This window comes from Flagellimonas abyssi, from assembly GCF_019457905.1.
Classification (GTDB): Bacteria; Bacteroidota; Bacteroidia; order Flavobacteriales; family Flavobacteriaceae; genus Flagellimonas; species Flagellimonas abyssi.
Genome location: NZ_JAHZSV010000017.1, coordinates 38,497 through 63,246 on the forward strand (window position 1 = coordinate 38,497; position 24,750 = coordinate 63,246).

26 protein-coding genes are annotated in these 24,750 nt (G+C 40.9%); 17 read left to right on the top strand and 9 right to left on the bottom strand.

Annotated elements, in window-relative coordinates:
• Window positions 1-36 precede the first annotated feature (36 nt).
• From K1F36_RS12735 to K1F36_RS12760, 6 genes are read left to right on the top strand one after another with little or no spacing between them, the layout of a single operon-like run.
• Entirely contained in the window at window positions 37-402 is a 366-nt protein-coding gene (locus tag K1F36_RS12735) for a four helix bundle protein (protein WP_220114160.1), read from the top strand.
• 52 nt (window positions 403-454) lie between these two features.
• Window positions 455-1,240 carry an indole-3-glycerol phosphate synthase TrpC gene (gene trpC / locus K1F36_RS12740; RefSeq protein ID WP_220114161.1) on the top strand — a complete coding sequence of 262 codons (786 nt, stop codon included), beginning with the start codon at window positions 455-457 and terminating at the stop codon, window positions 1,238-1,240.
• Window positions 1,237-1,887, top strand: coding sequence for a phosphoribosylanthranilate isomerase (locus K1F36_RS12745; protein ID WP_220114162.1), 651 nt, complete (start codon window positions 1,237-1,239; stop codon window positions 1,885-1,887). Before trpC ends, K1F36_RS12745 begins: the two co-directional genes overlap by 4 nt.
• A 14-nt stretch (window positions 1,888-1,901) precedes the next feature.
• On the top strand, window positions 1,902-3,086 hold the full coding sequence (gene trpB, locus K1F36_RS12750; RefSeq protein ID WP_220114163.1) for a tryptophan synthase subunit beta: 1,185 nt from the start codon (window positions 1,902-1,904) through the stop codon (window positions 3,084-3,086).
• On the top strand, window positions 3,083-3,865 hold the full coding sequence (gene trpA, locus K1F36_RS12755) for a tryptophan synthase subunit alpha (protein ID WP_220114164.1): 783 nt from the start codon (window positions 3,083-3,085) through the stop codon (window positions 3,863-3,865). Before trpB ends, trpA begins: the two co-directional genes overlap by 4 nt.
• Before the next feature lie 34 nt (window positions 3,866-3,899).
• Window positions 3,900-5,396 (top strand): M20/M25/M40 family metallo-hydrolase, encoded by a 1,497-nt coding sequence (locus K1F36_RS12760; RefSeq protein WP_220114165.1) that lies wholly within the window; start codon window positions 3,900-3,902, stop codon window positions 5,394-5,396.
• Window positions 5,397-5,452: 56 nt separating this feature from the next.
• Here the strand turns inward: K1F36_RS12760 and K1F36_RS12765 are convergent, their stop codons facing one another.
• The 7 genes from K1F36_RS12765 to K1F36_RS12795 form a co-directional block, all read right to left on the bottom strand.
• On the bottom strand, window positions 5,453-5,635 hold the full coding sequence (locus K1F36_RS12765; RefSeq protein WP_220114166.1) for a hypothetical protein: 183 nt from the start codon (window positions 5,633-5,635) through the stop codon (window positions 5,453-5,455).
• Between the two features lie 84 nt (window positions 5,636-5,719).
• Window positions 5,720-6,409 (bottom strand): uracil-DNA glycosylase family protein, encoded by a 690-nt coding sequence (locus K1F36_RS12770; protein ID WP_220114167.1) that lies wholly within the window; start codon window positions 6,407-6,409, stop codon window positions 5,720-5,722.
• Window positions 6,410-6,417: 8 nt separating this feature from the next.
• On the bottom strand, window positions 6,418-8,157 hold the full coding sequence (locus tag K1F36_RS12775) for a RagB/SusD family nutrient uptake outer membrane protein (RefSeq protein WP_220114168.1): 1,740 nt from the start codon (window positions 8,155-8,157) through the stop codon (window positions 6,418-6,420).
• Window positions 8,158-8,260: 103 nt separating this feature from the next.
• Window positions 8,261-10,807 (bottom strand): phosphoenolpyruvate carboxylase, encoded by a 2,547-nt coding sequence (locus K1F36_RS12780; RefSeq protein ID WP_220114169.1) that lies wholly within the window; start codon window positions 10,805-10,807, stop codon window positions 8,261-8,263.
• A gap of 173 nt (window positions 10,808-10,980) precedes the next feature.
• Window positions 10,981-11,742, bottom strand: a complete 762-nt coding sequence (yaaA, locus tag K1F36_RS12785) for a peroxide stress protein YaaA (protein ID WP_220114170.1) — start codon at window positions 11,740-11,742, stop codon at window positions 10,981-10,983.
• An 88-nt stretch (window positions 11,743-11,830) separates the two neighbouring features.
• Window positions 11,831-12,877, bottom strand: a complete 1,047-nt coding sequence (locus K1F36_RS12790; protein WP_220114171.1) for an RluA family pseudouridine synthase — start codon at window positions 12,875-12,877, stop codon at window positions 11,831-11,833.
• Between the two features lie 2 nt (window positions 12,878-12,879).
• Window positions 12,880-13,467 carry a PASTA domain-containing protein gene (locus K1F36_RS12795; protein WP_220114172.1) on the bottom strand — a complete coding sequence of 196 codons (588 nt, stop codon included), beginning with the start codon at window positions 13,465-13,467 and terminating at the stop codon, window positions 12,880-12,882.
• Window positions 13,468-13,546: 79 nt separating this feature from the next.
• Here K1F36_RS12795 and K1F36_RS12800 point away from each other — a divergent pair, with 79 nt between their 5' ends.
• From K1F36_RS12800 to K1F36_RS12825, 6 genes are all read left to right on the top strand, one after another.
• Window positions 13,547-14,521 (top strand): D-alanine--D-alanine ligase, encoded by a 975-nt coding sequence (locus K1F36_RS12800; RefSeq protein WP_220114173.1) that lies wholly within the window; start codon window positions 13,547-13,549, stop codon window positions 14,519-14,521.
• A 33-nt stretch (window positions 14,522-14,554) separates the two neighbouring features.
• Window positions 14,555-15,010, top strand: a complete 456-nt coding sequence (gene coaD, locus K1F36_RS12805; protein WP_207033423.1) for a pantetheine-phosphate adenylyltransferase — start codon at window positions 14,555-14,557, stop codon at window positions 15,008-15,010.
• Window positions 15,011-15,207: 197 nt separating this feature from the next.
• Window positions 15,208-15,420: a hypothetical protein gene (locus K1F36_RS12810; RefSeq protein ID WP_220114174.1), complete on the top strand. Its 213-nt coding sequence runs from the start codon at window positions 15,208-15,210 to the stop codon at window positions 15,418-15,420.
• Window positions 15,377-17,035 (top strand): PAS domain-containing sensor histidine kinase, encoded by a 1,659-nt coding sequence (locus K1F36_RS12815; RefSeq protein ID WP_220114175.1) that lies wholly within the window; start codon window positions 15,377-15,379, stop codon window positions 17,033-17,035. Before K1F36_RS12810 ends, K1F36_RS12815 begins: the two co-directional genes overlap by 44 nt.
• Entirely contained in the window at window positions 17,022-17,435 is a 414-nt protein-coding gene (locus K1F36_RS12820) for a response regulator (RefSeq protein WP_258539060.1), read from the top strand. Before K1F36_RS12815 ends, K1F36_RS12820 begins: the two co-directional genes overlap by 14 nt.
• Window positions 17,436-17,504: 69 nt before the next feature.
• The gene (locus K1F36_RS12825) at window positions 17,505-19,277 is read left to right on the top strand and encodes a M14 family metallopeptidase (RefSeq protein WP_220114176.1); all 1,773 of its coding nucleotides are present in this window, start codon (window positions 17,505-17,507) and stop codon (window positions 19,275-19,277) included.
• Here the strand turns inward: K1F36_RS12825 and K1F36_RS12830 are convergent.
• Entirely contained in the window at window positions 19,270-19,869 is a 600-nt protein-coding gene (locus K1F36_RS12830) for an NUDIX hydrolase (RefSeq protein WP_220114177.1), read from the bottom strand. The genes K1F36_RS12825 and K1F36_RS12830 overlap by 8 nt on opposite strands.
• Before the next feature lie 7 nt (window positions 19,870-19,876).
• Here K1F36_RS12830 and pyrE point away from each other — a divergent pair, with 7 nt between their 5' ends.
• Together pyrE and K1F36_RS12840 are read left to right on the top strand one after the other, a co-directional pair.
• A complete protein-coding gene (gene pyrE, locus K1F36_RS12835) occupies window positions 19,877-20,518 on the top strand; it encodes an orotate phosphoribosyltransferase (RefSeq protein WP_207033432.1) in 642 nt (213 codons plus the stop codon).
• Window positions 20,519-20,524: 6 nt separating this feature from the next.
• Window positions 20,525-20,923: an SRPBCC family protein gene (locus K1F36_RS12840; RefSeq protein ID WP_220114178.1), complete on the top strand. Its 399-nt coding sequence runs from the start codon at window positions 20,525-20,527 to the stop codon at window positions 20,921-20,923.
• Here K1F36_RS12840 and K1F36_RS12845 read toward each other — a convergent pair.
• Window positions 20,917-21,660, bottom strand: a complete 744-nt coding sequence (locus K1F36_RS12845; protein ID WP_220114179.1) for a biotin--[acetyl-CoA-carboxylase] ligase — start codon at window positions 21,658-21,660, stop codon at window positions 20,917-20,919. The genes K1F36_RS12840 and K1F36_RS12845 overlap by 7 nt on opposite strands.
• 82 nt (window positions 21,661-21,742) lie before the next feature.
• Between K1F36_RS12845 and rsfS the strand changes: the two genes are divergently transcribed.
• The 3 genes from rsfS (at window position 21,743) to K1F36_RS12860 (ending at window position 24,750) form a co-directional block, all read left to right on the top strand.
• Window positions 21,743-22,120: a ribosome silencing factor gene (rsfS, locus tag K1F36_RS12850; RefSeq protein ID WP_108247160.1), complete on the top strand. Its 378-nt coding sequence runs from the start codon at window positions 21,743-21,745 to the stop codon at window positions 22,118-22,120.
• Window positions 22,121-22,126: 6 nt separating this feature from the next.
• Entirely contained in the window at window positions 22,127-24,076 is a 1,950-nt protein-coding gene (ftsH, locus tag K1F36_RS12855) for an ATP-dependent zinc metalloprotease FtsH (RefSeq protein WP_220114180.1), read from the top strand.
• A gap of 65 nt (window positions 24,077-24,141) precedes the next feature.
• On the top strand, window positions 24,142-24,750 hold the full coding sequence (locus tag K1F36_RS12860) for an LUD domain-containing protein (RefSeq protein WP_220114181.1): 609 nt from the start codon (window positions 24,142-24,144) through the stop codon (window positions 24,748-24,750).

Consider the following 24,750-nt stretch of genomic DNA (forward strand, 5'->3'; position numbering starts at 1 on the left):
GGTCCGAAGTTTAATGAGACTAGAAATAAATCAACAGTGATAATAGAGTCAAAATTCAAGTTTGAAAAGATAATTGTTTGGCAGTGTGCCATGGATTTTGGAGAAGCCATAAATAACATAACGAAACTCTTCCCAAAAAACGAGGTTTACAATCTCAGCTCACAGATAAGACGAGCTGTGGATTCAATAGCATTAAACATTTCAGAAGATTCTATAGGACAGACAAATCCTGAATTTAAAAAATTCGTTGGTTATGCAATTAGGTCTTTAAGTGAAGTTGTTACCTGCTTACACAAAGCGAATAGAAAAAATTATATTTCAAGCGAAAGATTTGATGAGCTTTATATTGAAGCTTTCAATTCAATGAACATGTTGGTCGCTTTTAAAAAAAACATCAAATAATTATAAAAAGTTACCGACTTCGGACTACCGACTTCGGGCTTCAAAATAAAATATGAACATTTTAGATAAAATAGTAGCAAACAAACGCATAGAAGTCGATTTAAAAAAATCGCTCATCACACAGGCCCAATTGGAAGCTTCGGTGATGATGGAGCGTACATCCATTTCACTTGCCGAAGTATTGCGCAAAAGCAACTCAGGCATAATCGCGGAACATAAAAGACGTTCGCCTTCAAAATCCGTTATCAATCAAAGTTTGAGTGTACAAGACGTAGCAAAGGGGTATTCCGAGGCAGGCGCATGTGGCATGTCAGTACTAACGGATGGTAAATATTTTGGCGGTTCCATTGATGATCTACTGTTGGCAAGAGCGTCCACCAATATGCCCATCTTGCGTAAGGAATTCATCATAGATGAATATCAAATCGTAGAGGCCAAGGCCTATGGAGCTGATGTTATTTTATTGATTGCGGCAATTTTGAGAAGGGACGAAATAAAAACGCTATCCGAACTGGCAAAGGGACTGGGATTGGACGTGCTCTTGGAAGTACACAATCAAGAAGAACTCGAAAAATCGTTGATGCCAAGTTTGGATATGCTGGGCGTGAACAACCGTAACCTAAAATCTTTCGAGGTAGACTTGGATATCAGCAGAACATTATCACAACAAATCCCAGATGATTTTGTAAAGGTTTCAGAAAGCGGTATAAGTTCCGTTGAGGCCATTAGGGATTTAAAGGAATTTAGCTATCAAGGATTTTTGATAGGCGAGAATTTTATGAAAACGGACGACCCCGGTAAAAACGCAGCGGAATTCATAAAAAGACTGGAACAATGAAGCTAAAGGTTTGCGGCATGAACCATAATCCATCAAAAGTCGCTCAATTGCGACCTGATTATTTAGGGTTTATTTTTTGGGAACCATCGGCCCGTTATTTTTCTGGTGACATGCCAAAGATTCCCAGTCAAATTAAAAAAGTAGGTGTATTCGTCGATACCGACCAAGAATATGTTTTGGAAAAAGTGTCCCAACATCAATTGGATGCCATACAGCTCCATGGAAAGGAAAGTGCCAAGTACTGTCAACAATTAAAAAATAGCTTTCTGTCATTTCGAGCGCCGTCGAGAAATCTAGACATCATCAAAGTGTTTTCCATTAAAGATGATTTTGATTTTTCCATTTTGAAGGACTACGAAGAAGTCTGTGATTTTTATCTTTTTGATACCAAGGGGAAACTGCCCGGTGGCAATGGCTATACATTTGATTGGTCCGTTCTTGAAAAGTATCCGTCCCAAAAGCCTTACTTTTTAAGTGGTGGCATCGGATTGGAATCCATCCAAGATCTACAGGAGTTTTTAAGCAGTCCGGCCTCAAAAAATTGTTATGCCGTTGATGTGAACAGTAAATTCGAATCAGCGCCAGGGCTTAAGAGTATAGAAGATTTAAAAACATTTATCGAATCGCTCAACAGCATTCGCAACTAATAAACTGAACACCAATGAAAAGCTATCATGCCGATGAACGGGGGTATTATGGTGAGTTTGGAGGGGCTTTTATCCCAGAGATGCTCTATCCCAATTGTGAAGAACTTCGCCAAAATTATCTCAACATTATGGAAGAACCTTCATTTAAGGATGAGTTCCATCAATTATTGAAGGATTACGTAGGCCGTCCAACTCCTCTCTATTTTGCCAAGCGGCTTTCCGAAAAATACAATACCAAGATCTATCTAAAAAGAGAAGATCTATGCCATACTGGTGCACACAAAGTCAACAATACCATAGGCCAAATACTCATGGCCAAAAAATTGGGCAAGAACAGAATCATTGCAGAAACCGGGGCCGGACAGCATGGCGTGGCAACAGCTACTGTTTGTGCCTTGATGGGCATTCAATGTGTGGTGTACATGGGTGAAATTGATATTGCCCGACAAGCTCCCAACGTTGCCCGTATGAAAATGCTTGGAGCAGAGGTGAGACCCGCCACTTCTGGAAGCAAAACTTTAAAAGATGCCACAAACGAAGCTATTCGCGATTGGATCAATAATCCAGTCGACACGCATTACATTATTGGTTCGGTAGTGGGCCCACACCCCTATCCGGACATGGTGGCGCGTTTTCAGTCAGTGATTTCGGAAGAAATCAAAAATCAGCTCCAAGAAAAAGAAGGTAGGAAAAACCCAGATTTTGTGGTTGCCTGCGTGGGTGGCGGTAGTAATGCCGCAGGTGCCTATTATCATTATTTGGACACTCCCGAAGTCGGAATCATCGCAGTAGAGGCTGCAGGAAAGGGCATTGACTCCGGAGAAAGTGCCGCTACATCCGCCTTGGGCAAAATAGGAATCATTCATGGCAGCAAAACATTGTTGATGCAGACCCAAGACGGGCAAATAACAGAGCCCTATTCCATTTCCGCAGGTCTGGATTATCCGGGTGTTGGCCCCATGCATGCACACCTGTTCGCTTCCGGCCGAGGTGAATTTATTTCTATTACAGATGACGACGCCATGAAAGCAGGATTGGAACTATGCAAACTGGAAGGGATAATCCCTGCAATTGAATCATCACATGCCCTGGCCATTTTTGAGGACAGAAAATTCAATCCCGATGATGTCGTGGTCGTGAACCTATCAGGCCGTGGCGATAAAGATTTACAGAACTATATTGATTATTTCAAACTATGAACAGAATCAAACAAAAACTACAGGAGGACAGCCCGTCTGCCGGACGAGCAGGAAAAATCCTTTCCATATACTTTTCAGCAGGTTATCCCAACTTGGATGACACCGTAAAAATCATACAGGATCTCGAAAAAAGCGGTGTAGACCTCATTGAGATAGGATTGCCCTTTAGCGACCCGTTGGCAGATGGCCCCACCATTCAGGAAAGCTCCACTGCAGCACTCAAGAACGGAATGAACACCGCCTTGCTCTTCGAACAGCTCAAGGATATCCGTAAAACCGTATCCATCCCGTTGATCTTAATGGGTTATTTCAATCCGGTACTCCAATACGGTGTGGAAGCATTCTGCGCAAAATGTGAAGAAATTGGAATTGATGGGTTGATATTGCCCGACCTGCCTTTGGATGTGTACCAAGAAGAGTACGAACCCATATTCAAAAAACATGGTCTGATCAACATTTTCTTGATCACTCCCCAAACCAGCGATGAGCGCATCAAAGCCATTGACGATGCTTCGGAAGGTTTTATTTACATGGTAAGTTCGGCAAGCACTACAGGTGCCAAACAAGGTTTTGGCGCTGAGCAGTTGGACTATTTTGACCGAATTGCCAATATGAAGTTGAGCAACCCTCAAATTGTAGGGTTTGGAATAAGCAACGCGGAAACTTTTGAACAAGCGACAAAAAAAGCAAAAGGAGCCATAATCGGTTCAGCTTTCATCAAACATTTAACAGCAAACGGGGTCGCCGGTATTGGTGACTTTGTGAAGCAAATTCGTTAAATTTCGGCTTTTAAAAACCCAGACGAGCACTTTCATGAAAAAAACATTTTCTTTAGTTTTCCTGTCGCTTACTTTTTCTCTTTTTGCCCAAGATGATGTGGCCGTAAAATCGCAAGTGGCCGATGCCATCAACGAGGTCCGCGAATTTATCGCTATTCCTAACGATGCCCTGGATGCCGCCGATATTGACCGTAACATTATGTGGCTCAAGCGAAAATTCGGGGATAGAGGATTCAATACCGCAGTGCTGGACACGGAAGGATTGCCTTTATTCTTTGCGGCCATGCCCATGAACGCCAATAAACCAACGGTGCTCATTTATATGCATTTTGACGGACAATCCGTAGACCCTAGCAAATGGAATCAGCCGGACCCTTATCAGGTAGTTCTCAAAAAACCCAATGACAGTGGGTTCGAAACAATTTCTTTTGATGAGCTGGATGATGACATCAACTATGACTGGCGTTTGTTCGGCAGGTCGACCTCGGATGATAAATCGCCTATTGTAATGCTTCTCAATGCCGTTGATCTTCTTAAAAATGATGGTATTGAAATCCCGTTCAACATTAAGGTAATCCTGGACAGTGAAGAAGAAAAAAGCAGCAAACCATTACCCGCCGCGGTAAAACAATACCGTGAACTTCTGGAATCGGACTTTTTAATGATTGTGGACGGGCCGGTACATGCTTCTGAAAAGCCAACCGTTGTATATGGATGTCGTGGCATCACTACATTGACATTGACAACCTATGGCCCCATAAAACCTCAGCACAGCGGCCATTACGGCAATTATGCGCCAAATCCAGGTTTTCAATTGTCCAAGTTATTGGCCACTATGAAGGATGACCAAGGAAGAGTAATTATTCCCGGTTATTACGATGGTATTTCTATAGATGGGAAAACCGATTCAATTTTAAAGAGCGTTCCCGATGACGATTCTGCCATTGCAGAAAAGCTTCAATTTAAAACTGCGGAAAAGGTAGGCGGTTATTATCAGGAGGCCCTTCAATATCCATCTTTGAATATTCGCGGTTTGGAATCTGGTTGGGTTGGTGACAAAGCACGAACCATTGTTCCCGAAAGTGCCACAGCCGAGTTGGATTTGAGGTTGGTCGTAGAAAGCGACGGCTCCAGATTGAAAAAATTGGTCAAAGATCATATCGCCAAACAGGGATACAAAGTATTGGACCATGTTCCATCCAAAGAAGAGCGGATGCAATTCGATAAAATAATAACTGTTGGAGAGGGCAGTGTTACAGATGCCTTCCGTACCAATTTGGACAATCCCTATGGCGAATTTATTGTAAAAACCCTGAACCAAAGTTTTGGGGAGGAAGTTATTCAAATTAGAACCATGGGGGGTACGGTTCCTATCGCTCCCTTCATCAATGAATTAAAAATTCCTGCCTTTATTGTACCTGTTGTCAATCCTGACAATAACCAACACAGTCCTAACGAGAACATCAAAATTGGCCAATTGGCGTATGGCATAAAATCCTTTTACAGTATTTTATCCACTCCCATGGAATAAGACATAAAAAAAGCCCCGAAAATCGGAGCTTTTTTTGGGGTTATGCTGAGAAATAATCAGTGCTTATTGCCTTTTTTCTTTTGTTGTCCAGGAGCATAGGCTTTTGCACTTTTTGCACCTGTAATCTTTTTTACTTGCCCTGGAGCCGTGGCACTTTGACCTGCGCTTCTATGCGCGGAACAAGAACTAAACATTAGGATGGCAAATACAACTCCTACAATTTTACTAATTGATTTCATAATTCAATTTTTAGTTTATAGAACCATATATCTACGGGTAAAACGTAAAAATGGACGTAAATGTTGAGACAGGTCAACGAATTTTTAGAAAAATTCGCTGTATTGCATTACCCTAAAGTCTACTGTATTGAATTCGGGATTTTTACTTTTGAGGTCTTTATAGGCCTGTAAACCACCTACGGCACGATTGGCTGCGCCAGATGGGGCGATGAGCGAAACAGTTCTGACAGTTCTTGTCTTCTTAACTCCATTAAAGTTAAACGGTAGCTCTAAATGATGAATCCTGGGCACCGTATTGGAGATAACTTTTAACTTGAGTCCGTTTTCCTTTAACTGTCTCCGAAAAAAGAACTCCGGTCCATTTTTACTGTTTCCGCCAGTGAACAAGAGGGTTCCAATATTTGGGTACTGCTGTAAATACCCTATCATATCCCGAAGGACAACATTCTGCATGCCCAAATCGGAGGCATCGATTTTTTCACGCTCGGCACTCTCCACTATATCACATACACCGATTTTATGTTTGATGAGGAATTGTTTACGTTGTTCAACTGCTTCTTGGGTAGTTTCATAAACCAGTCCCAAATTGAATATTCTATCTAAGATAGGCCACAACTGACCATTGCAACTGCCATAACAGAAATCTACATCCTGAGGTTTTAACTCTCCTTTGGTAAAACGGGGCGGTGGCAGGGTACCCACAATCAACTTGGTGGCCTCCTCCAACAAAAAGGGTTTATAGGGGTGTGTATGTTTGAAAAGTGCTGAACTCAAAATTCTATTTAATATCCTTCATTTTGAACAACATTCGGGTTAAAATTTGTTTCGGATTGTGGTATTGGCCATATATATTCATGGCTTTGAAAGTCTCTTGCCAACTCTGGATAATCTTGATTGTAATTTAATATTTCTGCTTCCAGAGCATTCATTCTAATAAGGTCGTCCTTAAACTGTCCTTCAAAGCAAAACTCCAAACGCCTTTCATTTAAAATAAGATTTGAAAACTCTTCTTGGCTCAATCCATTTTGAGCATCATGGTTCAAATCGCCATAAGCCCTTCTTCTTACCAAATTCAAAGCATTATATGCCTTAGTTGTAGGACCATTCAACATATTTTCGGCCTCAGCAATCATTAGATGCACGTCTGCCATTCTCAAATATGGATAATCAAAAGATTCTTGATTCATCACACTAGGTTCCTCAACTTCTTTGATAAATTTATATGGCCGCCAATTTTCCACTAAGGTTTCATCCATCATGTTTCCATTTGCATACGAAAACGTAGCAATATTTTGATAAAACCTTGAATCACCTGTCTCCAAAGGGAAAATTACAGGTTCGACGGGCTCGTCACCTTCCTCAAAAAACGAGTTTATAAAGCCAGGAACCAGCAACAAACGGTCATTAAAGGAAATGCCCTGCGGTCCCCAAGGCACACTATAATTTCCGGAGCCATCAAAAGCGATACTAAAAATAACCTCGGTGTTTGTGCTTTCATTCTCAATTGAAAAAACATCTTCATAGTTCTCTTCCAATGTATAACCTCCAACAATCTTCTCCAATTCTTCTAAGGCAAGGGCATATTTATCTGTTTGGTACATCGGAAAGCCAGCCATTGTTAGATACACTTTTCCAAGCAAGGCTGTTGCCGCTTCCTTTGACGCCCTTTCTTTGGCCAAGCCAGAGGATAAATTCTGCTGTGCAAATATTAGGTCATCTACAATTTGATCAAATACATCTTCTCTACCCTGTACATGTGGTGGTGCATTATTCGAATTAAACTCGGCTGTCGTCACCAAAATAGGATTTCCGTAAAGCTTAACCAAGTTGAAATATAAAAGTGCGCGTAAAAAACGAAACTCAGATTCAAATCTAACGGCACCGACTTCCTCTTCCAAGGCCTGATCCAACCCTTTTATTTCATCCAAACCAATATTTGTAAGTCTAATCACCCTGTAATGTTCAGACCAAACTTCATTTATTACATAATCACTTGGTTGAAAATAATACTGATCCAAATCACCAAATCTGCCCATCGAATTGGGGTTTATTCTGGCCATATTCGTTCCTATATCTCCCCAATAGTGGGAGTAACCATTGGCATCAAATAAAAACTCTGTTTTTATTTGGTCATATATATTCTTCAAAAGAATATCAAAGTCAACAGGAGTTTCTGAAATTGGGTCAGGTCCCATTATGGCCTCGACTACCTCAACCTGATTTTCTTTCACCGTTACTTGGATTGTCACACCAACATCTGAAAATGATGGGGTTAAATTAACCTCATAATTTCCAACCGGTATATCGTTGAAAACAACTTTCCCCATCTCATTGGTTATTTTCTCGACGGTTTTGGGAACTGTGAAAACCGTAACATCGGGGATGGCGGTGCCACTTTCATAGACTGCTTTTACTTCCAAACTACCTAGTTGCTCTGATTCAAATTCATCTCCTTGATTGTCAGAACAAGAAAATGAAATGAATACAAATACAATTGACAAATAGCAAAAGATTCTTCCCATAAGAGGTTGTTTTGTTGTTGAATACCCTTTTGGTAGAGATTATATTGTTTCCAAAATAAAGAATCTCTGCAATTAAACCTTAAACTACTAGAATTCAACTTGGTTAAGCCGAATTCCTACTCGCATTAATGTTTCCGTATAAAGAGCGGGTCACAATTTTCTCGTACAATTCCTTATACTCTGAATTTTGCGTGATGTGGTACAAAGCATTTTGTTGAATCACCAATAACGGCAATACAATCTTTTCCCTGATTTTTACGGATTCCCTCGATACAGCTTCGTCTTCCATCAAAATCTTAAGTCCGGAAATCTGCAAAAGCATTTTCTTGGACAACTGATATTCTTCAAAAAGTATCTTCCAGAAGTCACCGAATTCAGGATCATCTTTCATGTAACTGGTCAAGTCAAAATTGGTCTTCGCCAAGGACATCATACTGTTCAACATCAATGCCTTAAAGAAAGGAACCTCTTTGTATAGTTTCTTCACCTCGTTCAGCCTTCCTTCATCTTTCAACTTTTGTATGGCCGACCCAAGTCCGAAGTACCCAGGTACATTCTGCTTTAATTGGCTCCATGATCCCACAAAAGAAATTGCCCGTAGGTCAGATAATGTCAACTGTTTTGCGCTACCGCGTTTACCGGGCCTACTTCCTATGTTGGCTTTGGTATAATATTTTAACGTACTTCTATTTTCCAAATACGGGATAAACTTATCATGCTGTTTTAGGGCATCGTATTTATCAAAACTAAGTTCGGAAAGCTCCTCTATCAACTTCCTTTGCGAGGCGGAAATGGTAAGTTCCTTTCCAAATAGATTATTGCTCAATCCTGCTGTCAATAACTGCTCGGAGTTGTGCATAAACTGCTCTTTGGTACCGTAGGTACTGGTAATGGTCTGCCCTTGGATAGTTAACTGAATCTCGTGATTGGCCACATCCTTGGTCTGTGCCGCATAAAATCTATGGGTTTTACCTCCACCACGGGCGGGTGGTCCTCCCCTACCATCAAAGAATATGGCTGCGATACCGTTTTTTTTGCACACCTTGCTCAAAGTTTCCTTGGTCTTTAAAATGGACCAGTTGGCCTTTAGGTAACCTCCGTCCTTGGTTCCGTCGGAGAAGCCGAGCATTATGGTATGTATATCTCTTCTTCGTTCTAGGTGCTGTCTGTATTTTGGAATATCGAACAGGGTCTGCATCACTTCTTCGGAAGCATCCATACCTTTCATGGTTTCGAACAACGGAACAATATCGAAAGTGATATCCTTCTCGTTCCATCCGCACCATCTGAACAATCCGAACACGAACAATACGGAGAAAATATCCTCCGAGTTACTGATGATGTATCGGTTGCAACCGTCTTCACCATTCTTCTCTTGGATCGCTTTCAGGTTTTGGATATTAACAATAGTGTCCTTCACAATATCATCATCAAAATCCTCTGCCTTTAGTTTAAAATCCTTCTCCAACAACAGCTTAACCAACTCCTTTTCCTTGAGCTCGTCCAAGCTTTCTTTGATGACTCCATTCTTTTTCAATACGGACTCCACTACCAAGGTATGCTTGCTGTGATCTTGACGGATATCCAAAGTGGCGAAATGTGTTTTGAAAATATGTACTTTATCAATAAACCTATCTAATTCGTCTAAATACAGCCCATGATAGTTATCTATCAATTGATTCCTAACCGCACTTAAATGCTCAATGATTCCTTCGTACGAAATTGGTGCATTGGAATCGAACATGGCATGATAAAGTTTTGTGCTCAATGCATTGAGCTCTTCTTGCATACTCTTGAATGTGAGTTTTTTTCGAAGATTCTTCAATTCGTTATAGTAACACTTCATTAGGGTCAACCGTAATTCATCGGCCACCTCTTTGGTGATATCGGCTGTTACAAAAGGGTTTCCGTCACGATCCCCGCCTGGCCAAAAACCAAGTTTCATCAAATTATAGTTCTCGAACTTTTCATCACGGATATTGCTTTTTACATATTGATACAGTTCACCGACAGCATCGTAATAGGTGTTACGAAGAATATAAATAATGTTTTTCGCCTCATCCAAAGGTGTTGGCTTTTTTGCATTAATCAAGGATGTCAAGCCCAATTGTTGTAGAGTTACATCAATATCATGTATCCTGTCCTCATCTATCAACGAGCGGAGTTCGGCAATAATATCCAAAACCGCTGGTGTATAAAATTGCGTTGGGTGGGCGGTTAATACAATGCGTGCACTAAAGGTGGAAAGTTTTTTGGAAACCTTGTCCCAGTTTTTGGTACGGTTCACCAACTCAAAATAATCGGGTATGGTCAAAGAACTACTATATTCCTGTAGTTTGGGAAATGCGGAATCCTCCACACTATCATAAAGCACCACTTGGCGCTCCACGTACTGCACGATCCTGAACATAAAATCCAAACGCTCCCTCTCGTCCTGAATATCCACAAAGTTGGAGAAGAACACTTCCAAAATTTCTTGGGGATCTTTGCCAGCCTTTAATCCTTTTTCGCATTGATCCAACAAAAGTGGAATAAGAATCCCTACGTTTTCCACATTCTTGTATGGCAAGCTCAAGAAAAGGCTATTATAGATGTTGAACTTATTGGTTACCGATTTTTTAAACTCTTCTAACCGTTTACTTTGCTGCATGTATCTGTTTTATGTTAGTGTTAAAAAATAGTCAAACACTCAAAGGTCGTGAATAAAGTGTAACCTCTGGGTTAAATTTAAGTGTATCACAATTTAAGGCATGTGCACTTCAAACGTAACAACATACCTTATCGATTATAACTTAAAGAATACTTCGGATTTTACCAAAGTTTTTATCGAATGAAAACGGGTTCGTTTTTCTTGACCGTGTGTTCTTCGCTGTAGAGATATCCATCGTAGTCAAAATTCTTGATATCGTCCAAGGTCTCCGCTCCGGTATCCAATATATAACGCACCATGGAACCACGGGCTTTTTTGGCAAAAAAACTGATTACTTTCAATTTATCGTTTTTCCAATCCTTGAAGACCGGGGCAATTACAGGAACTTTTAATTGTTTGGAATCCACAGCGCTAAAATATTCGTTGCTGGCCAAATTTATAAAAAGTTCATCATCCTTAAGCTCGCTGTTCAGAAAGTTTACAATGTCCTTCTTCCAGAATTCGTACAAGTTCTTTTTACGGCCTACTTTTAATTGCGTTCCCATTTCCAAGCGGTAGGGCTGCATCAAATCCAAAGGCCTTAAAACACCATACAGACCGGACAGAATTCGTAAAGTATCCTGCAATCGGTCCAGCTTATCCTCGGGGATAGTATATGCATCCAATCCCTGGTACACATCTCCATTAAAAGCATACACCGATGGTCTTGCATTTTCCGTAGTAAAAGGTGTATCAAATTTTTGATTGCGCTCCCAATTCAGGTCCGCCAGCTTATCGGAAATGGACATTAAATCCATCAAGGCCTTGGGCTTTTTCTTTTTGAGTACGGAATTAAGTTTTTCCGCTTGCTCCAAAAATTGGGGCTGGGTATATTTTGATGTGGGCAATGCCGTATCATAATCCAACGACTTTGCAGGAGATATCACAATTTTCATCTTCTTCTAATTTTTGTAAAAATAGCGATGATTTTAGTTTTTTGGAAAAGGATTCCAATGGTGTTTTCAATCTTAAGATTGAAGAAAACTATGATTCGTGATGTTTGGCATAGCCACGCCATTTTTCGATTCCGTTCACCATATCCTCTGGAAGTTCGGAATCAAATCGCATAAACTCACCGGTAACGGGATGTTCAAAACCTAGGGTTTTGGCATGTAAGGCCTGTCTGGGCAGTTCCTTAAAGGCATTATCAACAAACTGCTTGTATTTGGTAAAGGTTGTCCCCTTTAAAATTTTATCACCACCGTAGCGCTCATCATTGAACAGGGTATGTCCAATATATTTCATGTGTACCCGAATTTGATGGGTCCTACCGGTTTCCAACTTGCAAGAGACCAATGTTACGTACCCTAAACGCTCTATTACTTTGTAATGGGTAACTGCTTCTTTGCCATCACTTCCATCTGGAAAAACCATCATCTGTAAACGATTTTTTGGATTGCGGGCGATATGGCCTTCAATTGTGCCTTCGTCTTCCTCTACATTGCCCCAAACCAGAGCAATATATTCCCGTTCGCTGGTTTTCTCAAAAAACTGTTGCGCCAAATGTGTCATGGCCGACTCTGTTTTGGCAATTACCAATAGACCAGAGGTGTCCTTATCGATGCGATGAACAAGTCCCGGCCTATCGGAACTATTGTTGGGAAGGTTCTCGAAATGATAGACCAAGGCATTGATCAATGTTCCCGAATAATTTCCGTGTCCGGGATGCACTACCATGCCCGCGGGTTTGTTCACCACCAAAAGCACCTCATCCTCGTAAACAATATCCAAGGGGATGTTCTCCGGTGTCAATAAAAATTCATAGGGTGGATGCTCGAACATCACCTTGACCTCGTCTCCTGCCTTTACTTTATAATTTTGCTTAACGATGGAACCATTGACCCATATATGGCCTTTTTTGGCAGCCTGCTGGATTTTGTTCCGCGTAGCGTTCTCAATAAAGTTCATCAAGAATTTATCCACGCGCAGTGGTTCCTGACCTTTTGAGGCCACAAAACTGTGATGCTCATAGAGATCGTCCTGCGAAAGCTCGTCCTGGGAAAAATCTTCTTGATTATCCGAAATATCCATCTTTAGTTGGATTCTGCCTGTACCCTTGCACTGCCCGGAATGGTACCGTTACCACAAATCAATTCAATTTTTGAAGTCTTGGGTAATTTATCTCCGGGCTTTAAATATTTTCCTTTGAACTTCATATTGTATACCATGTCCTTACCAAGCTCATCGATATATGTCACACGCTCCACATCCAAACCTACTGCCCTCAACATAGAGGCGGCATTACGTTGGGTTACTTGGATAATATCCGGTACACTTACCTTTTTATAACCCGAGGGATTTACGGTAAAATATATTTTCCGGTTGGATTTTACCTTGTTGCCTGCAGGAGGGTTTTGGTCCAGTATGGAAAAACGGGGATAGTCGGGATTATATTCCGAAGAATCCAACACTTGATATCTAAGTCCAGCATCCTCAACTGCCTTGCGCATCTCCGACACCGACATTTTGGAAAAGTCGGGTACCTCAACAAACTCACCGTGGTTTGTGGTGCTCTTAAGCCATTGTAAAGAAATAAAGACCAACACCAGAATAGCAACGACCGCCAATCCGAGTTGGATCAAAAAAGTCTTGCTTTTTAAAAAGTTGAGAAAATTTTTCATGTAGTTCACCTTATCGGAACAAATATAGGAAAGCCAACCCTTTTTTCTTTATTTTGGCTTCGCGTTATTTTACAAGACAATGAAAAAGAACATTGCCATCATTATGGGCGGCTATTCCAGTGAGTACAATATTTCCATCAAGAGTGGAAATGTGGTGCACAAATATTTGGACAGAGAAAAATATAATCCTTACCGAATTGTCATCACTAAAAATAAATGGTATTATTTGGATGAATTGGAGCAGGAGCATCCTATTGAAAGGTCCGATTTCAGTGTTGAGATACATGGTAAAAAAATTCAATTTGACTGTGTATTCAATGCGATTCACGGCACCCCAGGTGAAGATGGGCTTATGCAGGCCTATTTTGAGCTTCTTGGAATACCGCAAACATCTTGCAACCATTATGAGGCAGCACTGACCTTTAATAAGCGAGATCTATTGAGTGCACTAAAACCTTACAATGTTCCGTGTGCAACCTCGTATTTTTTAAATAAGGGACAAAGTATTGATGAAGACTCCATTGTGGATAAAGTGGGCCTACCATGTTTTGTAAAAGCGAACCGCGCGGGCAGTAGCTACGGGGTATCAAAAGTTTACGATAAGGCAGCATTGGCAGATGCCATAGAAAGTGCGTTCAAGGAAGATTCACAAATCATTATAGAATCCTTTTTGGATGGTACCGAAGTATCGATCGGGGTTATCACATTCAATAATAAGGTAACCGTCCTCCCCGCCACCGAGATCATCTCAGAAAACGATTTTTTTGATTTTGAGGCCAAATATCTAGGTAAATCACAAGAAATCACACCCGCAAGGATTTCGGAAAAGCAAGAATCCAACGTAAGGCAGCTGGCAGAATTTATTTATAAAACGCTCGGACTTAAAGGATACACCCGAAGTGAATTTATTTTCATTGGAGATGAGCCACATCTTCTCGAAATAAACACAACCCCCGGACTTACGGAGGAAAGCCTATTGCCCCAACAAGCTAAAACGGCAGGAATCACTTTGGAGGAGTTATTTGACACTGCAATTGTTGAAGCTTTGCGATAGAAACTGTATTTTTAGGAAACTTTATTCCACAACATGAGACGTGCATTGTTCCCTGGTTCTTTTGACCCGCTTACTTTAGGGCATTACGACATTATTAAGAGAGGTGTGACCCTTTTTGATGAATTGGTGATTGCCATAGGGATAAATGCCGACAAAAATTATATGTTCTCATTGGAAGAACGTGTAAGTTTTATTCAAAAGGCATTTGCCGACGAACCAAAAATAAAAGTGACCACCTACAAGGGCATGACCGTGGATTTTTGCAAAAAAATAGATGCCACTTTTATTCTTAGAGGGTTGCGCAACCCTGCCGATTTTGAATTTGAAAAAGCCATTGCACACACCAATAGAAAGTTATCGGAGATTGAAACAGTATTTCTATTGACATCCTCTGGAAAATCTTACATCAGCTCATCAATAGTTCGAGATGTAATAAGGAATGGAGGGGACTATACAGGCTTGGTGCCAGAGACCGTTGTAGTAAAATAACGATCTACTTTCCGTTCATCGAATTTAATTTGTAGGTAAATTCTTTCTTTCTATATTTATAGAAACCATGGCCAACCCTTTGGATACAACATTAATGATTGCTTTCGCAACATAATATGCGTTGTATCGACCAAATAATTATAGCTTAGTCGGAAATTTCTGAGTAAGCACTAACGTTTTTTAAACAACCCCGAGTTTTGAAAGCAGTAAGAAGAGTTGACCAATTTTACTTATTGAAACAGTTGCCCAAAGCAACAGCACTTCTGTGCAAAAAAGGTATTTTGGTGGATGCCTCCTCTTCGTGGCTAGACATCTTTGGATTGCCTCCACAGAACAGCGACCACCATACCAAAGTGTTTCCATTATATGCTGGCATCCCAGATCTCAAAAAAAAAATTAAAGGAAAATAAATCCTTCTCTCTTAGGCACAAAATATCAAACCATAACGGCACTGGCCATTTCAAGAGTTATTTCGCCCCTTGGTTCGACGAGAAGGAAAACGTAATCGGGACCATAATCCAAACGGACAACATTACGGCCGAAGTGGAAAAAGAGCATCAAGTCGAGTGGTTGCAGAACATTTTGGAGACCAAGGTAGAAGTATCCAAAACAGGTTGGTGGGAATTTGAAATAGCGACAGAACAACTCACATGGTGCAAAGAAACCAAGCGTATCCATCATGTTCCCGATTGTTTTGAGCCTACCACGGCCGAGGCCATTGAATTTTTTAAACCGGGTTATAGCAGAAACAAGGTTTCAATGCTCTTTCACAAAGCGATTGAAAACCAGCAATCCTACGACACCAATTTGATGATCATAACATTTAACGGTGAAGAAAGATGGGTACGGATTACCGGTAAACCTTATGTAGAAAACGGTAATACCGTTAAGGTTTTTGGAACAATACGGGATATTCATGACGAGGTGATGGCCGAAAACAAGGTCAAGGAGCATCAACAATTGCTCAGCACACTTGTTGATAGCTTACCATTGAACGTTTATGTGAAAGACCTTGAGTCCAGAAAAATCCTGATCAACAAAGGAGAGTCCCATTATATCAACAAGAGTAAGGAGGAAATCATCGGCAAAAATGATTTCGACATATATAATGAGGATACGGCAAAAATATCAAGGGAAGAGGATATACAGGTCATGAAGCACCTTACTCCTATTATTGGCAAAGAGACCGCTATTACCCATAATGGCAAAACAACCCATTTTCTGACCTCCAAAATACCTTATTTTGATCTGGATGGTAAAGTGTGTGGTCTTATTGGTATGAGCTTGGATATTTCCTCCATCAAAAAGAAGGAAGGCGAATTACGAGATCTTATCAAAATAACCTCGATGCAGAATCAAAAATTAATAGATTTTGCTCACATTGTATCCCATAACCTACGATCGCACTCCGCAAACTTTTCCATGCTCTTGGAATTTTTAAAGTCAGAAAACGACCCGACAGAGAGAGAACGAATCACCAAAATGCTCTCGCAAGCATCAGACAATTTATTGGAGACCTTGGAAAACCTTAATCAAGTGGTAGATGTGAACACCAATACATCTGTAACCAAAAAACCATTGTTCCTCAAACAAAACATTGTGAAGGTTTTACAGAATTTTTCTGCCTTTTTGAACAAATATGATTCGCAGATAATCAATCATGTAGCCGAAGATATCAAAGTAGAATGTGTACCTGCCTATCTGGACAGTATTATTCTAAACCTAATCTCCAATGCCGTAAAATATAGGAGTCCCATTCGAAAACCATTGATCATAATCAATGCGGTAAAATCAAAAGAAGGTGTACTACTGAGCATATCCGACAATGGTCTTGGGATTGATTTGGAAAAATACGGTGACAAAATTTTTGGCATGTACAAGACATTCCATAACAAAGAAGACTCCAAAGGCTTTGGTCTTTATCTTGTAAAAAACCAAATAGAGGCCATGGGCGGAAGTATAACAGTGCAAAGTGATGTTGATAGAGGCACTACATTTAATGTGTATTTTAATGAAGAAAGTTAGTTGTATTTTTATAGTGGACGATGATCCCATAACAGTATTTGGTATAAAAAAAATGCTAAAGTCCGTTACCAAATGTGATGATGTCCAAATATTTCAGAATGGTAAAGAAGCCTATGACGCACTGTTAGAAAGGCATGAATCCAATAAAACAATTCCCGATGTTATATTTCTGGACATCAACATGCCCATTATGGATGGATGGGACTTCTTGGACGAACTTATTATCTTAGACTTAAAAGAGCATATCATCATTAACATGATCACTTCTTCCATAGACCCACTGGACCATCAAAAATGGAGCAGTTTTAAGGACAGGTGCCCGTATATACTCAATTTTAAGAACAAACCCATTTTCAAAATCGAGGCAACCGATCTTGGATTAATGGATATGGCCTCCTAATTATAATATTCTGTATTTTTGGCACTGATAAGCACAACATTAAGTGCAACTTAAAGTTCCCGAAGTATTTTGAAACATTTATTTTTTTTAGCGGCCGTATTCCTTTTTATATCCTGTGAGTCCGAAACACAAGGAGAAAAATCCTCGTACCAAACACATTACGAAGCTTCGGGTGGCTTAGAAACTGCAACATACAGGCAAACCATTGATTATTACATGGGCCTTGCACGCGAATTTCCGCAGATAAACATACACACCACAGGAAAAACAGATAGTGGAATCCCGCTGCATACCGTAACCTTTAATCCGGATGGGGATTTTAATTATGAAAATATCCGCAAGGAAAAATCCATTATCTTAATAAACAATGGCATACACCCCGGTGAAAGCGATGGCATTGATGCAACAATGATGCTATACCGTGATCTGGCGACGGGCAAACTAAAAATGCCAGAGAACACCGTACTGGTAACCATACCCATATATAACGTCGGCGGTGCGCTGAACAGAAATTCCACAACCAGGGCAAACCAAAACGGCCCCTTGGAGTATGGTTTCAGGGGCAATGCACGTAACTACGACCTTAACAGGGATTTCATTAAAATGGATACCGAAAATGCCCGGACCTTCGCCCAAATATTCCATATGGTAAAACCAGATGTCTTTATAGACAACCATGTGAGCAATGGAGCCGATTATCAGTATACTTTGACCCACCTTTTCACCCAGCACAACAAGCTAGGTGGTGAAATGGGGGAATATCTTCACGGAACCCTAATGCCAAATCTTGAAAATTCTTTGGCCGAAAAAGAATGGGACATTACGCCTTATGTAAATGTTTTCAATGTGCCGCCCGAGATGGGCTTCAGTCAATTTATGGATCATCCAAGATATTCCACAGGCTATACCACCCTTTGGAGCACCTTGGGACTGATGGTGGAAACCCATATGCTGAAACCCTATAAACAGCGAGTTGAGGGAACCTATGCCCTAATGCAGAGTTTGATAGAGGTAGTAGAGAAAGAGCACGACAAAATTAAAACATTACGAAAAGAGACCTTGGAAAAGAATCTCGAACTTTCCGAGTATTATTTCAACTGGCAAGTGGACACCACAAAAACGAGCACCCTTGACTTTAAGGGATTTGAGGTGGAACAACTTACCAGTGAAGTAACCGGACTTCCGCGATTGAAATACAACAGGGACAAACCGTTTACCAAAGAGACCACCTATCAAGATTATTTTTATCCGGTGGATACGGTTACCGTTCCTGCCGCCTATATTGTCAAGAAAAGCTGGAAACGAGTGATAGAGCGATTGGATGCCAATAAAATTCAATATACGGCCATCAAAAAAGACACCACACTTTTGGTGGAAGGGTACACCATTGAGGATTACGATACACGAAATGCCCCATACGAAGGACACTATCTCCATTCGAATACCAAAGTCACAAAACACACTAAAAAAGTCCATTTTAGAGAAGGTGACCTATTGATACCTACCCGTCAGCCAGGAATTAGATACCTTATGGAAACATTGGAGCCACAAGGCGCCGATTCATTCTTTAATTGGAACTTTTTTGATACCGTTTTACAACGCAAGGAAGGTTTTTCCCCATACGTTTTTGAGGATGTGGCCATTAAAATGCTTCAACAGGATTCTTTGCTGCTACAGGAATTCGAGACAAAAAAAGAAGCCGAGCTCAACTTTGCCAATAACTGGTATGCACAGCTCAATTGGATTTTTGAACGCTCCGAACATTTTGAGGAAGCGTACATGACATACCCGATATACCGAGTTGCCAAAGGAAGCGAAGCAGCAGGTCTGCTCCCTAATTAAAAGGCCAATCCTCGAACAATATCTTTATATTATGATAAGAGTTTTTTAAGGCCTTTTTGGTCTTTCGCGAACCTTTCCACTTTACCTTTTTGATACCTTCTGACTTTTCGGCCACTAACTTTCCGGTATAATCAGTGGACATAATAAACCAGTGCGTCTGTTTTAGTCGGTACTCCCCGTTCCGTTTAAAAATATGGTAAGTAGTATGAAGGAACCTGTCAATTTCCAGATTCTTGACACCTGTTTCCTCTTCAACTTCACGAATTGCGGCATTTTCAATGGATTCGCCCTTATCTACCTTGCCCTTGGGCAGGTCCCATTTTCCGTTCCTGTAGATAAAAAGGACCTTCCCCTTTCTATTGATCACAAATCCTCCGCCAGCGACTACCACCGGAATTTTGTGCATAAAAAGTTTTAGGATCTTCTTCTCATCAGGATGATAGAGGTATGCCTTTTTTACTTTCTTTTTGGACAAAAGTTTTATGGCCTCAACAATGGAATCACCATCCAAAGAAAACAAATTACCATTGGAATCCTGGGGGCGCTCGTTTGTTAAAATCAGTGGAGCCTCATTAACAAAAACTTCATACATTTGCGCAATGGTTTTAGATAAACAAATCGCAAAAAAAACAGCTGAGCTGTTATTACAAATTAATGCAATTAAGTTGGAACCTGAAAATCCTTTTACATGGGCTTCGGGTTGGAAATCTCCTATTTATTGCGACAACAGGATTATGTTGTCCTATCCGCAGGTTCGGAATTTTGTTCGGGAAGAAATTGCCAAGCAAGTAGAGAACCTTTACGGCAAGCCAGATGTGATCGCCGGAGTGGCCACGGGGGCTATTGGAATAGGTATTTTGGTAGCAGAAGCACTGGGACTGCCCTTTGTTTACATAAGGCCAAAACCCAAAGAACATGGCAGACAAAATCAAATCGAAGGATATTTTGAAGCCGGACAGAGCGTTGTTGTGATAGAGGATTTGATAAGCACCGGCAATAGCAGCCTTAATGCCGTGCAAGCTCTCAAGGAACAAAATGCCGATATAAAAGGAATGATCGCCATCTTCACGTATGGTTTTCCCGTATCCACCGAAAACTTCGAAAAAGAAGGTATTGAACTCCATACCCTATCGGATTACGAGCACTTGATCGAACAGGCCTCTGAAACCAATTACATCAAAGAATCACAATTAAAGACACTTCTTGAGTGGAGATCCAATCCACAAGAATGGAAACAATAATTTACTATGCACATTGAAGCCTCAAAAAAGAAAGTAGCCAAAAGCGACAAAGAAGTATTTGAGTTCTTGACAGATATCAAAAACTTTGAAACTTTAATGCCCGAGAATATAGACAAGTTTGAAGTGTTGGACGAGAACACTTTCAAATTCGCCCTAAAAGGTATGCCCGAAATTGTACTTAGGCTAAAAGAACAAAACCCGTATAATAAGGTGGTCTTGGGCGCAGCAAGTGACAAACTACCTTTTACCCTTACCGCCGACATTGCATCGCTCGGAGACAACGAAAGTGAAGTAGCACTTAGTTTCGAGGGACAGTTCAATGCCATGATGGCCATGATGATCAAAGCACCCATCACCAACTTTATGGGTACATTGTCCAACAACATGGACAAAATAGGTCAGTAGAGCAAGGTCACCTCTTTTAAATCGAATTCTTTGAGAACCTGGTCTTCCAGTTCAATAATCAGTTTACCAGTTGGTGAAACCATTCGGATAAAACCCATGAACCTATTTCCATGGGGGTCGCTAAATGTAGAAGGCTTATCCTTCCTAAAAAGTAACTTCTCATAAGAAGGCAATAACTGTTTCACGCTTTTGGATTCAATCCTTTCCATATGATGTTGAAGTCTGTGAAGCACCCCATATAAAAGTTCGTCCAAATCAAAATTGCGGCCCACAATCTGCTTTAATGAAGAAGCCTTCTCGAAATTCGTAAAATCAGTTTGGTTCACATTCAAACCAATTCCTATAATGGATTGACCCACATACTCTCCCCTAAGTACATTTTCTATTAAAATGCCACAAATTTTCTTGGAACCTGACATAATGTCGTTGGGCCATTTTACCGTCACATCGGGAATGGAAAGCTCCGTCAACGTGTCCAAAACAGCCAAGGAAACGGCAATATTCAACACAAATTGATGCTTGACGCTCAGTGCATCAAACCTCCTCAACACACTAAATGTAAGGTTCTTACCTCCCTCTGACTGCCAGACCGTTCCCATTTGCCCCCTTCCTTTAAGTTGTCGCTCGGTAACAACAACTGTATAATCCATAGGATTCTCGGAACGCAACAAATCCTTTAAATATTGATTTGTGGAGTCCGTGGCATCAAGTTTGAGTATTTGAAAATGTTTTCCCAATATGACAAGCCTTTACGATTTGTTAAAAACTAGGGCTAAGAAAACAAAAAAAACATAACTTTGTAAAAACTAAACTTTTTGAATGCAGAAAAAGAAAGCTAGCGCAGATGAATTGATTGCCTTGATCCTGGAAGGAATAGAAGACGTTAAAGGAGTTGACATAAATCTACTGGACCTTAGGGAAATCGAAAATACAGTTTGCGACTACTTCATCATCTGTAACGGTACTTCCAACACGCATGTTAACGCAATAGTATCCTCCGTCCAAAAAAAGGTGAGCAAGGCCATACAAGACAAGCCATGGCATGTCGAGGGCTCCGAGAACGCCGAATGGGTGCTGATGGATTATGTAAACGTTGTGGTACATGTATTTCAAAAACACATTAGGGAATTTTACGATATTGAGGGACTTTGGGGAGATGCCAAGGTCACTATGGTGGAAAGCAGTTACAATTCTTAAGAAAAAATGGCAAAAGAAAACAACCCGAATAATGCTCCCAAAAAACCACGATTTAGCTCGTGGTGGATATATGGTGTGGTCATCGCATTGATTATTGGCTTCCAATTTTTTGGTGGAAGCAGTTTTTCAAGCACCGAAAAAACCACAACTTCTGAATTACAGGAATTCTTACGTAATGGTGACATCTCCAAGATCGTCATAATTACGAACACACGTCAGGCAAAGGTTTATCTAACCGAAGAGGCCCTGAAAAAAGACGTACACAAAGGAGTGGCCGAAAAGCCCCTTCTTCCATCAAGCGGTCTGGTTCCTCAATATGTTTTGGATTACGGAGATTTACAGATTTTCCAGAATGAAATCACCGAAATAAAGAAAGAGAACAACCTAGACACCATTGTCGAGTTTGACACAGAGTCCAATGTTCTTGGGGAAATATTCCTAACCCTATTGCCATTTGCCTTGATAATAGGTATCTGGATCTACCTAATGCGCAGAATGTCAGGTGGTGCCGGTGGAGGTGCTGGAGGTCAGATTTTCAACATAGGAAAATCCAAAGCCAAATTGTTCGACGAAAAAACAGACACCCGCACTTCTTTTAAAGATGTTGCAGGATTGGAGGGAGCCAAAGAAGAAGTTCAAGAAATTGTAGAATTCCTTAAGAATCCCGACAAATACACCTCTCTTGGGGGAAAAATACCTAAAGGAGCCCTTTTGGTGGGCCCTCCAGGAACCGGTAAAACCCTATTGGCAAAAGCCGTGGCAGGTGAGGCAAAAGTGCCCTTCTTCTCCTTATCAGGTTCGGATTTTGTTGAAATGTTCGTAGGTGTGGGAGCTTCCAGGGTTCGTGATTTGTTCAAACAAGCGAAGGACAAATCCCCAGCCATCATATTTATTGATGAAATCGATGCCATCGGACGTGCAAGGGGCAAGAACAACTTTACAGGTTCCAATGACGAACGTGAAAATACATTGAACCAGCTATTGACAGAAATGGACGGTTTTGGCACCAATACCAACGTAATTGTTCTGGCCGCCACCAACCGTGCTGACGTACTGGACAAAGCATTGATGCGTGCAGGCCGTTTTGACCGTCAAATTTATGTTGACCTTCCTGATCTCAACGAAAGAAAAGAAATATTTGAAGTACACCTTCGTCCGATAAAAACAGCAGAAACTTTGGACTTGGATTTCTTGGCCAAACAGACACCAGGTTTCTCCGGTGCCGACATTGCCAACGTCTGTAACGAAGCTGCTCTTATTGCCGCCAGAAAAGAGAAAAAAGCAGTAAACAAGCAAGATTTCTTGGATGCAGTCGATAGAATTGTTGGTGGATTGGAGAAGAAGAACAAAATCATCACTCCGGACGAAAAGAAGACCATCGCGTTCCACGAAGCTGGTCACGCGACCGTAAGCTGGATGCTGGAGCATGCGGCACCTTTAGTGAAAGTCACCATCGTTCCAAGAGGACAATCCTTGGGAGCAGCTTGGTATTTACCCGAAGAACGCTTGATTGTTCGTCCTGAGCAAATGTTGGACGAAATGTGCGCCACCATGGGAGGTAGAGCCGCTGAGAAAGTCATGTTCGATAGAATTTCTACCGGCGCCTTGAGCGATTTGGAAAAAGTAACCAAACAGGCTCGTGCCATGGTCACTATTTACGGACTTAACGACCAATTGGGGAACATTACCTATTATGATTCATCAGGACAGAACGAGTATGGGTTTACCAAGCCATACAGCGAGCAGACGGCACAAAAAATTGATCAGGAAATATCCAAAATGATAGAAGAGCAATATCAGCGCGCCATTAAATTGTTGGCAGACAACAAAGACAAGCTGACAGAACTTGCCGAAAGACTTTTGGACAAAGAAGTTATCTTTAAGGACGATTTGGAAAAGATTTTTGGCCGAAGACCTTTTGAAAAGGAAGAGGAAAAACTGGAGCCCACAGAATAAAATCATTCAAAAAATTCTAATCAAAAGAATTATATTGATTCAGTAGAAAAGAACACATGCCATAAATGGGAGTTTTTAAAAAACTTTTCGGAGGAGGAAAAAAGGTTTCCAAGGAAACTGCGGAAACCCGTGGTGACCATATGCCCGATTTAAAAATTCCCGTGGATGAAAAATTCACCATCTACTTTAAGAAAAACGGTGGAAAGTTCATCTACTGTGAAGATTTTGCCGAGGTTTCCGATGCCCTTAAAAGCATTATTTCGGAAAACGATTGGCAAAACCATCTTTTCTATTCTTTAGATCCCAGGCTGGAAACAAAGTTTGCCTCTGAGAAGCTACAGTTCACGGACAATCGCAAGGAAAGCAACATCTTCTTTACCACCTGCGAACATCTTGTGGCCCACAACGGCTCCATATTGGTCTGTTCCAATCAGATCAAGGAAAAGAAATTGGACGAACTGCCATCCAATTTGGTGGTTTTTGCCACAACGAGTCAGTTAGTGGATTCCATAAGCGAAGCCCTTAAGATCATCAAGGAACGCTATCAAAAGAACATTCCCAACAATATTACCACATTAAAACACTTTCAGCCCACAGCGGAAAACAAAGATGATTTCCTTTCTTACGGAAGTGCATCAAAAAATGTATATCTTTTGCTCCTAGAAGATTTCTAA